The sequence below is a fragment of the Spiroplasma endosymbiont of Aleiodes alternator genome (assembly GCF_964031135.1).
Taxonomy (GTDB): Bacteria; Bacillota_I; Bacilli_A; order Mycoplasmatales; family VBWQ01; genus Spiroplasma_E.
Genome location: NZ_OZ035008.1, coordinates 470,618 through 485,982, shown reverse-complemented (window position 1 = coordinate 485,982; position 15,365 = coordinate 470,618). Strand labels below are relative to the sequence as shown.

General features: G+C 24.4%; 13 protein-coding genes, 1 tRNA gene and 1 pseudogene. 14 read left to right on the top strand and 1 reads right to left on the bottom strand.

Annotation, left to right across the window (positions count from 1 at the left end; all coding sequences use genetic code 4):
* Positions 1 to 8 precede the first annotated feature (8 nt).
* The 7 genes and pseudogenes from ACQH20_RS02835 (at position 9) to ACQH20_RS02805 (ending at position 6,847) form a co-directional block, all read left to right on the top strand.
* Positions 9 to 824: a hypothetical protein gene (locus ACQH20_RS02835; protein WP_425377448.1), complete on the top strand. Its 816-nt coding sequence runs from the start codon at positions 9 to 11 to the stop codon at positions 822 to 824.
* Between the two features lie 73 nt (positions 825 to 897).
* Positions 898 to 1,896 (top strand): glycosyltransferase family A protein, encoded by a 999-nt coding sequence (locus ACQH20_RS02830; protein ID WP_425377447.1) that lies wholly within the window; start codon positions 898 to 900, stop codon positions 1,894 to 1,896.
* Positions 1,897 to 1,900: 4 nt separating this feature from the next.
* Positions 1,901 to 2,596, top strand: coding sequence for an RDD family protein (locus ACQH20_RS02825; protein WP_425377446.1), 696 nt, complete (start codon positions 1,901 to 1,903; stop codon positions 2,594 to 2,596).
* 35 nt (positions 2,597 to 2,631) lie between these two features.
* Complete coding sequence (locus ACQH20_RS02820) at positions 2,632 to 4,818, top strand: ATP-dependent helicase (RefSeq protein ID WP_425377445.1); 2,187 nt, start codon at positions 2,632 to 2,634, stop codon at positions 4,816 to 4,818.
* Positions 4,819 to 5,078: 260 nt separating this feature from the next.
* Complete coding sequence (locus ACQH20_RS02815; protein WP_425376557.1) at positions 5,079 to 5,291, top strand: hypothetical protein; 213 nt, start codon at positions 5,079 to 5,081, stop codon at positions 5,289 to 5,291.
* Between the two features lie 11 nt (positions 5,292 to 5,302).
* Positions 5,303 to 5,440: a hypothetical protein gene (locus ACQH20_RS02810; RefSeq protein ID WP_425377444.1), complete on the top strand. Its 138-nt coding sequence runs from the start codon at positions 5,303 to 5,305 to the stop codon at positions 5,438 to 5,440.
* A gap of 82 nt (positions 5,441 to 5,522) precedes the next feature.
* A pseudogene (locus tag ACQH20_RS02805) lies at positions 5,523 to 6,847 on the top strand (IS256 family transposase).
* On the opposite strand, the gene ACQH20_RS02800 reads toward ACQH20_RS02805, so the two are convergent.
* Positions 6,834 to 8,051 (bottom strand): IS3 family transposase, encoded by a 1,218-nt coding sequence (locus tag ACQH20_RS02800; protein ID WP_425377443.1) that lies wholly within the window; start codon positions 8,049 to 8,051, stop codon positions 6,834 to 6,836. The pseudogene ACQH20_RS02805 and the gene ACQH20_RS02800 sit on opposite strands and share 14 nt — an antisense overlap.
* Before the next feature lie 248 nt (positions 8,052 to 8,299).
* On the opposite strand from ACQH20_RS02800, the gene ACQH20_RS02795 reads away from it, so the two are divergent.
* The 7 genes from ACQH20_RS02795 to ACQH20_RS02765 all read left to right on the top strand — a co-directional run bounded on the left by ACQH20_RS02795 (position 8,300) and on the right by ACQH20_RS02765 (position 15,075).
* Positions 8,300 to 8,375, top strand: a tRNA-Phe gene (locus tag ACQH20_RS02795).
* 132 nt (positions 8,376 to 8,507) lie between these two features.
* Complete coding sequence (gene nagA / locus ACQH20_RS02790) at positions 8,508 to 9,701, top strand: N-acetylglucosamine-6-phosphate deacetylase (protein ID WP_425377442.1); 1,194 nt, start codon at positions 8,508 to 8,510, stop codon at positions 9,699 to 9,701.
* 27 nt (positions 9,702 to 9,728) lie between these two features.
* Entirely contained in the window at positions 9,729 to 10,478 is a 750-nt protein-coding gene (gene nagB, locus ACQH20_RS02785) for a glucosamine-6-phosphate deaminase (RefSeq protein WP_252319509.1), read from the top strand.
* 16 nt (positions 10,479 to 10,494) lie between these two features.
* Complete coding sequence (tpiA, locus tag ACQH20_RS02780) at positions 10,495 to 11,244, top strand: triose-phosphate isomerase (protein WP_425377441.1); 750 nt, start codon at positions 10,495 to 10,497, stop codon at positions 11,242 to 11,244.
* A 41-nt stretch (positions 11,245 to 11,285) separates the two neighbouring features.
* On the top strand, positions 11,286 to 12,662 hold the full coding sequence (locus ACQH20_RS02775; RefSeq protein ID WP_425377440.1) for a hypothetical protein: 1,377 nt from the start codon (positions 11,286 to 11,288) through the stop codon (positions 12,660 to 12,662).
* Positions 12,663 to 12,679: 17 nt separating this feature from the next.
* Positions 12,680 to 14,215: a 2,3-bisphosphoglycerate-independent phosphoglycerate mutase gene (gpmI, locus tag ACQH20_RS02770; RefSeq protein ID WP_425377439.1), complete on the top strand. Its 1,536-nt coding sequence runs from the start codon at positions 12,680 to 12,682 to the stop codon at positions 14,213 to 14,215.
* Between the two features lie 191 nt (positions 14,216 to 14,406).
* The gene (locus ACQH20_RS02765; RefSeq protein ID WP_425377438.1) at positions 14,407 to 15,075 is read left to right on the top strand and encodes a hypothetical protein; all 669 of its coding nucleotides are present in this window, start codon (positions 14,407 to 14,409) and stop codon (positions 15,073 to 15,075) included.
* Positions 15,076 to 15,365 lie beyond the last annotated feature (290 nt).

Here is a 15,365-nt window from a genome sequence, read left to right as displayed (position 1 = left end):
AGTAGAAAATGAAGAAAATTATTTTAAATCCAAATATTTGTGCTGATGAGATTGAACTTACTATTAAAAAACAAGGATGAGAAATTATTGATAAAAAATATGATTTTTATCAACCATACGTTAGTATTTTTGATAATTTAAATTATGAAGCAAAAGTAGATTTATATATTGCTTTTAAAACTGCAGGTAACTTTGTTCATAAGATATATTGCTATTTTTTAGAATTTGATACAAATAATATTTTTAAAATATCAGAAATTAAATCACCAGAGCATCCTAAGGGACAAATGACAACACGAGTTGCTGATTTTAAGTATTATAAAACTACTGGTAATCTAGGTTTTACTCCTTATAAAAGCCCAATATCTGGTCAACCATATAACTTAAGTCATAATTATCACAGTTTTTTTAATTCATTAATTGAATCAGAAGCAAGAAATGAATTAAACTATGTTTGTATTTTATTAAAATATGATAATCATGCTCGAAGCAAGAAAAGACTTCGATATTTTGTTAATTCCTATAAAAAGTTTATTAAATCATTTCTTTTTAAATTTGAAAAATTTGAAATTAGAAAAACACGTGCTTTATTAAGAGCAGAAATATTAAAAGGACAAAAAAAGAAAAAAGTTAGCAAGCCCGCAAAACGAAACGTTATTAAACCTAATAATACTGAAACTGTTATTATTGAAGGTAATTTAAAAACTATTTTTGATCATAAAAATATGACTGTTAAAGTTATTAAAGAAACAGATAATATAGAAAAATCTACTTTAGTATCTAAAAATAAACTTAAAAATAGTAATCAAAAAAATAAAAAATAAATGTTGATAAACCTTCACTTAAAATTGTTAAAGAAGTGTTATAATTATTTATAAAAGAGAGGAAATATTTATTATGCTACTAAGTTTTATTTTATATACAACTTCATTTGAATCCGAGCACTTAGATTCTTTTTTAGCAAAGATTTTTGTAAATAAAAAAACTAATTTTGAAGTTGTTGTTGTTGATGATGGCATTAACAATGAAAATTTGGAGATATTTAGTAAATATTTTAAATTATATCCACAAAATTTAAAAATGATTACTAATTATCAAGTATCAGGTATTGCCATTAGTCGTAATCTTGGCCTTAAATATATTTCCGGACAATATGTAGTTATTTTAAATCCAACTGAAATTCTTAGCGTTAATTTTGTTGAAACAGTTAATAAAATTTTAGATAATAATAAGCATTTAGATTGTATTGAATATTGTGTTCGTTATGAATTTGATATAAATAATGTTTTTCATTCAACAATTAGAACTGAAGTTAATAAAATATATAATTTAAATACAACACAAGGAAAAATAGTCTTTGCTTTAACAACACCAGTTTTAACAACAAAAATCATGAAAGTTAGTATTATTAATGAATATAATTTACAATTTCGTAAAGAAATCCAATTTGATAGTTTATTTTTATACTCATTTTTAGCACATTGTAAAACATATTATGCAATTAATGAAACATTATTAACGTCTAAAAATAGCACATTGGAAAATGATAATATTTTTGAACTAATGCACCAATGAATACATATTTTAAACTATTATAATAATTATAAAATTAAAAAAGTTTTATATGAAGAGTTGGAATATGCTTTTGTTAGATACTATCTATATACTCTTTTAAGATTTATTAGTATTTCTAAAAAACCTGCATTAATTGAAAAAACATATAATCGTGTCAAAGAAATTATTGAATTTAAATTTAAAAATTTTAAAAAAAACTCTTATTTTAATACTATTAATCCAAATGATAAATTTACCACTTATGCTCCTGATCTAAGTACTTATTTTAAGAAATATTTTAAAGATAATAATATTAGAGATGATTCAAAATATTGAGAGTAAAAAAATGAATATTAAAAAATTAGATACAACCGAAACATATATAATAGCTAAAACATGAAAACGTATTATTGCACGTATTTTTGACGTGATTTTTGTTAGTTTAATCCCATTAATAATTGGATTAGCAATCCATTATTTAGATAATAAAGGTAATCAAGAATCATGACAATTAATAATTATTTTTATTATTAATATAATTGTTGTCATTATATATTTTGTTATTATCCCATGAAAATGTAAGGGTCAAACTTTGGCAAAATTAATTTTTCAAATAAGATTAGTAAATGAAAAAAATCAAGATTTAAAGTTAAAACATTTTTTTTATCGTGAACTATTTTTAGTTTTTATTCCTCTATTATTAACCACTTCAATAATTCTTTTTATGAAATTGACTTTTAATGAAAACATTGCTACTATTAATAGTAATAGTACTTTAAATTCTTGATTAAATATTCTTATTCGTTCTGTAGTTAGTTTTGATTTTGCTTGGTATTGTGGGATTATGATCGTCACTAAAATTGATAAATATCATCAGCTATTCTTTGATCGTTATCATAAAACTTTTGTCATTAACAAGAAACCACTTGCAACTAATAAAAGGAAGATATCAACTAACGTTAATGATCCACATATTCATTTAGTTTATTCTCAACCAGGAAATATTAATGATGACGAATTAGAAAATATAAATAGTCTTTAATAGTATATACTCTTACTAACTTAAGGATAAATAACATGGATAAAACAAAACTTTTAGAAAATCTAAATGAACAACAACTACAAGCAATTATTAATGTTGATGGCCCATGTCGTATTATTGCGGGGGCTGGAGTTGGAAAGACGCGGGTTATAACATATAAGATTGCTTACTTAATTAATGTAATTAAAATTGCTAGTGAAAAAATATTGGCATTAACTTTTACTAATAAAGCAGCACGTGAAATGAAAGAACGAATAATGCAACTTTTAAATGATACTAACATTAATGTTAATATTGTTACTTATCATGCATTATGTGCCAAAATATTAAGAAGAGATATTCATCATTTAAATATTAATAATAATTTTAATATTATTGATCAAGAAGATCAACGAAAAATATTAAAAGATATTTTTCAAAAAGAATTTTCACATAAAGCTGAATTGCAGGAGTTAAGATTATTAAGTTCTAATATTTCTAACTGAAAAAATAATTATCTTTCTCAAGATCAATTATTAGCTGATTATCAAAATCAAGATGAGTGAATTTTACGTATCAAAGTTTTTGAATCGTATAAAAAATATCAATTTATTAATTCATGTTTAGATTTTGATGATTTATTATTATTAGTTGAACGTCTATTTAAAGAATTTCCACATATTTTAACAAAATGAGAAAAGAAATTTGATTTTATTTTAGTTGATGAATTTCAAGACACTAATGATATTCAATATAATATTTTATTATCACTTGCTAAAAATCATAAAAATATTACTGTAGTTGGTGATCCTGATCAAACTATTTATAGTTGAAGAGGAGCAAATATTAATTTAATATTGAATTTTACTAAACAATTTCCTAATACACAAACATTTATTTTAAATCAAAATTATCGTTCAACAACTAAGATTTTAAATACAGCTAATAGTTTAATTAAAAATAATGTTCAACGTATTGAAAAAGAACTGTTTACTAAAAATGATCTTGGTAATGATATTGTTATGTATCATGCTAGTAGTAGTGATCAAGAAGCACATTGAGTTGCAACAACTGTTAAAAAAATTTATTTAAAATATCATTTAGATTTGAATAAAATTGCTATTCTTTATCGTAATAATTATTTATCAAAAGATTTAGAACAAGCTTTGATTAATAATAATATAAATTATAAAATTTTTGGTAGTTATAAATTTTTTGAACGTAAAGAGATTAAAGACATTTTGGCGTATTTAAAAATTATTGTTTGAAATGATAATATATCAATGATTAGAATTTTAAATGCAACACCTAAAATTGGACCAAAAGCTATTGATAACTTATTATTACTTGCTAATGAACAATCACTAACTTTAAATGAATACTTATTTAAATTTCAGTATGGATTACCAAAAAATTATCGTCAACATTTACAACCTTTAATTAATTTAATTAATGAGATGCAAACTAATATCAAAGATGTTACTTCTTTACATAACATGGTTGAAAATTTATTAAATAAAACTAATTATTTAAAAAAACTAGAAGATAATCTTGAAAAAGAAAGAATTGAAAATGTTCAACAATTATTAGAACAATTGCTTGAATATGATAGTAGTAATAATGAATTACAAGGCGAAGAATTATTAACGTCATTTTTACAAGAAGTAAGTTTATATACTGATTTAGATGAAAATAGTACTAATAAAGCCGTTAATTTAATGACAATTCACAGTGCTAAAGGTCTAGAATTTGATGTTGTTTTTATAGTTGGCATTAATGAAGGTATTTTACCTGGAATAGGTAAATTTAGTATAGAAAACTTAGATAAAATTGAAGAAGAACGACGACTTTTTTATGTTTCAATTACTAGAGCAAAAAAATGATTATTTTTTTCTAGTGCCAGTGGATATTCATATATCTTGGATCGTATGAAACAACCATCTCGTTTCTTAAAAGATTTAGATCTTAAATATTTAAAAATCATTAATAACGAACACCAAGAAATGGCAGCAACTTATCAAAATCGTAATCATTCTAAATTTAATTACTATAAAGCTGATAATAAAGATAAGGTTGAAATAACTAATAATTGAAATGTTGGAGATATAATTATTCATGAAATTTTTGGAAAAGGTATTATTACTAAATTAATTGGTGATAAAATTCAAGTTGCTTTTCATAAAAATCATGGTGGTATTAGAATTATTAGTTCTAATCATATTGCTATTAAAAAATTTGTATAAATTTATTTGGGAGCGTGTCGAAGATGTCAATAACTAATCATTTTCAAAAATAAATACTTTCTTTTTTAAACCCTTGAATTAAAAATAAATGACAAAAGACGAGAATAAAAATCTTGTCTTTTTTTGTAATTGTAAAATTTTAAAATTTTTAATAATCGTCTTTAACGCTATTATCAACACGTGTGAACATCTAGAATAAAGTAGACACAGAATTGTAACCTTTGTGTTAAAAATACTTTAAGGAAGGTGTTCATTTTTTTATGGCTAAATGACTATCAAAAGAAGAAAAGTTAAAAATAATAAAAATAAGTAAAATTAAAACAATTGATAAAACCGCATTAGAGTATGGTATTGGTCGATCATCAAAAAAAGAATGAATTAAAGCATATAAATTATTAGGTGAAAAAGGTTTAGAATATGGCAATGGAATTCGTGCTAAAAAACCAAAAGAACAGGTCGACCCAAATCTTTAAATTTTTATTAAATGACAAAACAAGAATTAATTGAATATATTGAGGCAATGAACGATATAAAAAAGTATTTAGAAAAATCAACAAAAAAGAAGAAATATTTTGTGATTTTCTCATTGAAGAAAAAATATCAGTTAGTTGGTAATGTTTAGTAATCTGTGTAACTTACAAAAATAACTATGTTTAATTAATTCTAGTAAATATAATTAAATGACTAGAAAGAGTGAGTTACAGATGGCTAAAAAGCAAAATATTAATAATAATGATCCAATATCAAAAGCAGTAGATTTATTATTAGAAAATACTGAAGATTTAACAACAGTTTTTAAAGAGGGAGGATTGTATAAAGAATTAACAAAAAGATTAGTAGAAAAAATGTTGAATTCTGAGATGCAAAATTATTTAGGATATGATAAGAATCAACATAGTAATAGTGACAATGCTCGTAATGGTATAAGTTCAAAAAAATTAATAACTCAACAAGGTAAAATTGAGATTGATGTACCACGAGATCGCAATAGTAATTTTAATCCTGTAATAGTTGCAAAAAGACAAAGAAGATTTGAAGGTTTTGATCAACAAGTTCTTTCTTTATATGCAAAAGGTATGACATTTTCAGATATTAGAATGCAATTACAAGAGTTATATCATGGTGCTGATATTAGTGAAAGTGTTATTAGTCAAATTACTGATGATGTTATTGATGATGTAAAAGCATGGCAAAATCGACCATTAGAAAGTGTCTATCCGATTGTTTATTTTGATTGCATAATAGTGAAAGTACGACAAGATAAAAGGATTATTAATAAATCAGTTTATATAGCTTTAGGAGTTGATTTAGAAGGTAAAAAAGATGTTTTAGGTTTATGAATTAGTGAAAATGAAGGTGCTAAATTTTGATTAGCAAATTTAACAGAAATGAAAAATCGTGGCTTAAATGATATTCTTATTGCCTGCAGTGATAATTTAACAGGCATGTCAGAAGCAATACAATCAGTTTATCTTAAAACAGAACATCAATTATGCATAGTTCATCAAATTAGAAATAGTTTGAAATATGTCTCATATAAGCAGAAAATGGGACTTTCCAGCAATCTGTGTAACTTAGTGATTTTACAACTAAAATTTATTTAAAAAACACAGTTTTTAGGAAAGTCCCTAGAAAATCTCTAGTTGCAGATTTAAAACCAATTTATACTGCATGTAGTGAAGAACAAGCAATGCAGGCTTTAGAATCCTTTGAAAATAAGTGAAATAAACAATATCCTCAAATTGCTAAATCTTGATATAAAAATTGAGATAATTTAATTGTTTTTATTAGTTATCCTGCAGAAATTAAAAGAGTGATTTATACAACAAATGCTATTGAATCTGTAAATAGTCAATTACGAAAAGTTATCAGAAATAAAAAAGTTTTTCCTAATGATATGGCAGTTTTTAAAATATTTTATTTAGCAATTGAAAATATAACAAAAAAATGAACAATGCCCATTCAAAATTGAAATACAGCAATTGCTCATTTTATGATAAAATTTGAAGATAGAATTAATCTAAACTAGTACTTTGTAAAACAAAGATACACAGATTACATAAAAGCCTCTTGGAATGAGCTAATCGATATTCGATTGGACTCATTCCTTTTAATTTTATTTGAGGTCGATAATTATTATAAAAGTAAATATATTTAGGTAAGTTGTCTTGTATTCATTCAATAGTTCTATTTTTTCTTCGAATTTGATATAGAAATTCTGTTTTCATTGTTCCAAATCAAGTTTCAGTAGCACCATTATCACAGGAATTACCTCTTCTAGACATTGAAATTTTTATTTTTAATTCATCACATAAAATTTTATAAGAAGGATTTGTATAGTGAAATCCTTGATCTGATTGTAAAATTCATGAAGTAGGTTTTTGAGCATTAACTCAAGCTTGGATAATGTTTTGGACAACAAATGTCATGTCTAAACTTGCACTTATTTTATAATCTAATATTTCATTATTATGAAAATCTTTAACAATTGATAAATAATATGTTTTACCATTAGTTAATAAATAAGTTATATCAGTACCTAATTTTTCATTTAAATTAGTAGTTGAAAAATCACGTTTTAATAAATTATCATATCTTAAACTTCCTGATTTAGTTCTATAATCAAATTTTTTTATGCGAACCTTAGCTTTTAAACTCATATTTTTCATATATCTATATACAATATGAAATTTTAATTTTAAATTATAAATTTTGTTAATTCATAAAGTTATCATTTTATAACCATAAATTTCTTGAAATTCATAAAAAATATTTTTAATTATATTAGCTAAAAATGTATCTCATTTATTAAATTCATTCATTCCATTCTTAATTCACTTATAATATCCTGATTTTGAAACATTTAATAATCAACATAAATAACTAATCTGATATTTTTTCTTCAATGAGAAAATCACAAAATATTTCTTCTTTTTTGTCGATTTTTCTAAATACTTTTTTATATCGTTCATTGCCTCAATATATTCAATTAATTCTTGTTTTGTCATTTCATTAAAATTTAAAGATTTGGGTTGACCTGTTCTTTTGGTTTTTTTAGCACGAATTCCATTGCCATATTTTAAACCTTTTTCACCTAATAATTTATATGCTTTAATTCATTCTTTTATTGATGATCGACCAATACCATACTCTAATGCGGTTTTATCAATTGTTTTAATTTTACTTATTTTTATTATTTTTAACTTTTCTTCTTTTGATAGTCATTTAGCCATAAAAAAATGAACACCTTCCTTAAAGTATTTTTAACACAAAGGTTACAATTCTGTGTCTACTTTATTCTAGATGTTCAATTAGAAGAGACTCAAATCACTTAATGCCAAAAACTGAAAAACCTTGTTGAAGAAGATATGTAATTAGAAGATAATTAGTAAAAAAATAAATATATATTTAAATAAATTAAAAAATAAGTTTTAACCCCTTGTTATTTTTTACTTTTATATGCTATTATTGTATAGGTAACGGCTCGGTAGCTCAGTTGGTAGAGCATTCGCCTGAAGAGCGAAGTGTCAGTGGTTCGAATCCGCTTCGAGCCACCATTATTTAAAATATAGGCAATTAAGCCTTTTTTTTAATTATTTTTCTTAGATTTAGGTTTAAGTTAAAATTTTAGGTATAATAGTGTCATTAGCAATTTTAAACAATTAATAATTCTAGAAAGAAGGGTATTAGTGTCTAAAATTTTAGTTTTAAATAATGCGAAAATAATTAGCATTAAGAAAATAATAAATAATGGTTTTTTAGTAATTAAAGATAATTTAATTTTCCAAATTAATGAAGGAAAGTATAATTATGAATTTCAAGATGCTCAGGTTATTGAATGTCATAATCAAACAATAATACCTGGTTTTATTGATTTACATGTACATGGAGGTTATGGCTATAGTTTAATGGATGGTACCATTGAATCAATTAATAATTTTGCAAAATTAGTTCCGAAAGAGGGAGTAACAAAGTTTTGTTATGCAACAGTTACTGCCAGTAAAAAAGAAATTGATAATATTCTTTCAGTATTTGCTAAGTATATGAAAACAGAAAATAAAGGTAACAAGGCACGAATTATTGGTGCATATTTAGAAGGACCTTTTATCTCAGAATTACAAAAAGGAGCACATACTCCATCATTACTTCATGTTCCTGATCTTAATTTAGTAAAATCTTGAAATATAATTAGTAACAAAAATTTAAAATTTATTGTTTATGCTCCTGAGATAGATCCTAATTTAAATAATAAAAATTCAAATTTTATTTCTTCATTAATTAAAAATAATATTATTCCTAGTGTTGGTCATAGTAATGCTACTTTTAAAGAAATAACTAAAACTGTTGAATATGGTTTAACGCATATTACCCATCTTTATAATACAATGAGCCCCTATAATCATCGCGATCCTGGTGTTGTTCCAGCATCATTATATTATGATCAATTAGTTACTGAGTTAATTTGTGATGGAATTCATGTTGATATTGATATTTTAGCAATAACATATAAAATTAAAGGTGCCGATGGAATTTGTATGATTACTGATGCCATGAGTGCAAAGGGACAGCCTGATGGTAAGTATTTATTGGGACCATTACCTGTCATTAAAAGTAATAATAAGGTTACTGTTGAAGCAACCGGAAAATTAGCAGGCAGCATTGCAACAATGATTGCTGGTTTTAAAAATTTATTAAAAATTACTAATAATAATTGACAAGATTGCATCAAAATGGCCTCTTATAATAGTGCTAAACAAGTAGGAATTGCAAATAAAACGGGTGATGTTGTTATTGGTAAATTAGCAGATATTATTGTATTAACTAAGAATAATGATATTTTTTTAACAATATGCGAAGGAAAAATTGCGTATCAACAAGAATAAGTAAGTAATGTAAGGGGTTTTTAAATTATGAAATTAATTATTTTAAAAGATAAAACTGAGGTTGCTCAATTATTAAGTAAAATTATTATTGATATTATTAAAGTTAAACCAAATGCTATTTTAGGATTAGCAACAGGAAGTAGTCCAATTGAAACATATAATTTATTAATAGCAGATGCAAAAAATAACAAAAGAGATTGATCAAAAGTTGTAACATTTAATTTAGATGAATATGTTGGTTTAACTCCAGATCATGTAAAAAGTTATCGTTATTTTATGAATCATCAATTATTTAATCATATTAAAAGTCTTAATTTAAAAAATACGTATGTTCCTAAAGGTATTGGTGATTTAGACCAAAATGTGGAAGAATATGAAAAATTATTAAAAGAAAAAGGACCAATTGATTTACAAATATTGGGTTTAGGTACTAATGGTCATATTGCTTTTAATGAACCAGGTACTCTTGCAAGTAGTAAAACACATGTTGTCAATTTAACTAAAGAAACAATTGAAGCTAATAAAAGATTTTTTTCTAAAGTTGAAGATGTACCAACCAAAGCTGTTACGATGGGCATTCATACTATTTTACAAGCTAAATTGATTGTTTTAATTGCTACAGGAACTAATAAAGCACAAGCTATTCGAGAGTTAGTTGAAGGTAAAGTTTCTCCAAATTATCCATGTACTTTTTTACAAAATCATGATGATGTTACAATTATTATTGATGAAGAAGCAGCAGCATTATTAAAACCAACTATATCAAAAAAAAATTAACTTAAAGGAGAAACAAATGGAACGTAAAAAGATTATTATTGGAAATTGAAAAATGTATAAAAATATAGAAGAAACTCAATTTTTTTTAAATGAATTTAATAAATTAATAAAAACTAAAAATATTAAATATGATTATGGAATAGCAGCTAGTTTTACTAATTTACCCTTACTAAAAATGAATAAAACTTCTGCTTTAATTATTGCAGCTCAAAATTGTCATTATGAAACCGAAGGTGCATATACTGGTGAAATTTCAATTAAGATGCTAAAAGATATGATGGTTAGTCATGTTATTATTGGTCATTCTGAACGCAGAATGTATTTTAATGAAGTAGGTGAAACAATAAATAAAAAAATACATTCACTATTTAATGCTAATATTATACCAATTTTATGTTGTGGTGAAACTTTAAACCAATATGAAAAAAAAGAAACTAATGAAGTAATTAAAAATCAAATTAAGTTAGCATTAAAAAATATTAAAGCACAAAATATTGCTAAGTTAGTAATTGCCTATGAGCCAATATGAGCAATTGGTACTGGTAAAACAGCAACAGCTCAACAAGCCCAAACGGTTTGTAAAATGATTCGTGAATTTATTAGTGAATTATATAATAAAAATGTTGCAGAACAAATACTTATTCAGTATGGTGGTTCAGTAAAACCCGATAATATTAAATTAATACTTTCTGAACCCGACATTGATGGTGCATTAGTTGGAGGTGCTTCATTAGTACCACAATCTTTTTTTGATTTACTAATTTAACTCTATTTAAATTACTAATAAAAATAAGGAGTTAACTAAACATGGAATTATCAAAGATACAAATTAAAAGTATGTGAACAAAACTAACAAAAAAAATTAAACATCGTGCCTTTCCGGCAACCACTTTTGTCAATGCTTTTAGGAATAAGTCAGAAATTTTAGCATTGTTTAGTAAAAATGGTGAAGACACTAATCAATTAGAACAAATTGGCTTTATTATTTGTACTAAAACTATTTTTGCTCCTAGTAGTGATAGTATTGTTAGTGACAAAGGTATTATTACTAATGAATATTTTACTGGTGAAGTAATTGATGTTAATAATACTCTTATTCCTAATACTTATATTCATTTAGTTAAGGTTAATAGTGGACCAATCGTTATTAACGATATTCCATTGTATTTAACTATCAATGAAAGTCATCATCAATCATTAGTTAATAATAAAATTGGTGCTAAATTATTTACAAATAGTTTGATGAAACAATTAAATTATAAAACTTCTAATTTTAGTTCTATTTCTATTACTGAACAAAATTTTATTGTTGCTCTTAATAATTTAAAGATAAATAGAAAACAAATATTGCAAAGTGAATTTATCATTAATTCTTTATTAGAACAAAAATTATCATTAGAACAGTTAATTTTATTGCAAAATAAAAAAGAATATAGTTATTTAAAAAAATTTAATGAAGTTGAATTACAAGAAATTATTAATTTGCAAAAAATAGCAGTTGTTGCTATTAAAACTAATAAAGATCAGCGAAAAATAACATTAATAGCAGGTAATAAACAACGAATTGAAAACTTTTTTATTAATGCTAAAAAACCAATCATTATTGCTATTAATGCTATTAATAAAAAAATTAGAGCAATTAATCAACCCGAAAATATTCAACCAATAGCACCGATAACTAATATTACTAATTATCAAGATTTATGACAATTACAAAAAATTCATAAAGAACTATTGAAGTCATTTTTAAAATGGCGGATAGTATCTCAAGATATATTAGAAAATTTATCACAGACTTTTGCTTATGGTTATTTTTCAGAAGTCATTGATAATTTGAAAATTACTCATTATTCTTTTAATAATGATTTATTAGATTATAATTTAATGGAAATTAAAGGACACAATTTATTAGCTAATAGTAGTAATACTATTTTATTTCTTTCTAATAATATTAGTGATAATCCTAGTATGGTTATTTTATTAAGTGAAGATTTAAAATCAATTTGTGATTTAAAAACAATAATTACTAAAATTACTAAAAAGCAATCTATTAAAATAGTCTTTAAAAAAGATATTGTTATTTTGAGTACTGTTCATTATCAATGTATTACTGATTTTATTACTAAAATGATTACTATTTTTAAATCTAATAATTTTAAACATCAGTTACAAGTTATTAAATAAAATATGAGGTGAAATTTATGAAAACAAAACAACCAATATTACTATGTATTTTAGATGGTTTTGGTATTGCAAAATCTAGTTCAACTAATGCTATTAGTTCTGCAACAAAACCTAATTTGGATTATTTATTAAAAACTTATCCGCATACTGAAGTTTCAGCTTCTGGCCTTGCAGTTGGTTTACCAGAAGGACAAATGGGCAACTCTGAAGTTGGACATTTACAAATTGGTGCCGGTAGAGTAATTTATCAGTCATTAACATTAATTAATAAGTCAATAAATGATAAAACATTTTTTAAAAATGAAACAATATTGTCAGCAATTAATCATGCCAAAAAGAATAATAGTAATGTTCATATTATTGGTTTACTAAGTGATGGTGGAGTACATGCTCATATTAATCATATTTTAGCATTATTAGAAATTGCTAAACAACAAAATTTTAAGAATGTTTATGTTCATGCTATTTTAGATGGTCGTGATACAAAAGCTGATATTTCTAAAATTTATATTGAACAGTTATTAAAAACTATGAAACAATTAGGCATTGGTATGCTTGCTACTATTTCAGGAAGATATTATGCTATGGATCGCGATAAACGTTGAGATCGTTTAAAAATAGCATATGATGTAATAGTTAATCATGAAGGTGCTTCATTTATTGATCCTATTGCTTATGTTAATGCAGAATATAGTGCTGGTCGTAATGATGAATTTATTATGCCTGCTTATAATTCTGAAATTAATAATGGTAATATTAGGAATAACGATAGCATTATTTTTGCTAATTTCCGTCCTGATCGTGCAATTCAATTAGCATCATCATTAACAAATAATAAATATGATTTTAATATTAGTATGAAAATACCAACATTAAAAAATACTTTTTTTATTTCAATGATGGAATATGCTAAAAGTGTTAAACCACAAGGTGTTATTTTTCCACCTATATCAATGCTTGATGCTTTAGGGGAATGATTAAGTAAAAATCAATATCATCAATTACGAATTGCTGAAACTGAAAAATATGCACACGTAACTTATTTTTTTGATGGTGGTGTTGATGTTGAATATCCACTATCAACAAGAATTTTAATTCCTTCACCAAAAGTAGCAACTTATGACTTAAAACCAGAAATGAGTGCTCGCGAAATTACTACTCGTTTAGAAAGTGAAATTTCTAAAAACATATATGATGTTATGGTTTTAAATTTTGCTAATCCTGATATGGTTGGTCATACTGGTGTTTTAAATGCTGCCATTGATGCGATTGATGTTATTGATGAATGTATTGGAAAATTGTATCAAGCAATAAAAAAAGTGAATGGTATTTTAATGATTACTGCTGATCATGGTAATGCTGAAATCATGATTGATAAAGAGGGTAATCCTAATAAAAAACATACATCGCAACCAGTACCATTTATTATTTGTAAAACAGGATTAAAATTAAAATCAGGTGGTTGCTTAGCAAATATTGCTCCAACGCTATTAGACGTTTTGGGTTTAGTTAAACCAACTGTTATGACCAGTGAGTCTTTAATTATTAAATAGAAATATATTGATTTTTCTTTTTATTGATAAGTCCTTGTTTTAAGAATATAAAAGTATTAAAATATTGGCATATGAATTAAATATAGTGTTTCCCCTTTTATTTTTTTAAATAAATATAAGGGGTTTATTATATTTAGTTCCTATATTATTTTAGAAATCTATACATTTATTAAAAAATATGGAGGTAAAGTATGCCATTATCAGAAACAGTAAAATATCGAGAACTTAATGACTTTCTACAAAAATCATTAAGTTCTAAAAAAGATAAATCATCACCCAATATAACTTTAAATAGTTTGGAAGTTAAGATTGATGATATAAAAACACAATTAGATAGTAGTTTAAAAGAATATATTATTGAACTTGTATATGTAGATGAAAAGGGACGTTTAGTAAAAAATACTAATGATGAAAATGTTAGTATTATTCAACAACCACCTTTAGCAATTAATAGTGATCAATTACAACAACTAGTAATAGTAAAAGAAAAATTAGATAGTTCTCTAGTACATTTATATCGAACTAAAAAAGAAAATGATAAGATTATTCTTGAATATTTAGGTAAAAAAGAATTACCGGCATTATTATTAAAAACTCAATCAGAATCCAATAATTTAAATAATGAAGAATATAAAGAAGAGTTAGATGATCTTAATGTTAATATTATAAAAAGATCTGAAGAGCCTATGAAATTATCATTTGCTGAAAATGGAACGTGTTATTTGTTTATTGATAATAAAAACAAAACAATTGTTCCTGTAGATGTAAATGATGCTAAGGAATTTAAAAACTTTGTAGCCAAAAAATGTCCTCGTAATGGTAGTATAAATATTGAAGTTGAAGATTTGGGACTTTCCTAAAAACTGTGTTTTTTAAATAAATTTTAGTTGTAAAATCACTAAGTTACACAGATTGCTGGAAAGTCCCAAAGATTGCATATATTATTGATAACCAGACTCATAAGAGGAAAGATATAAAAATTGATGAAAAATTAATTGATACTCTTGAAAGAGTAATTACTACAGCCTCTTCTTTACATTCACAACATTCACAAAATAATTCTGTTGCACCTAAAAAAGAAGTACAAAGTAATAATTCTTTTTCTGCAAAGGAAATTAATGGTACTGAAGCACCATCAAAACCAGTAGAA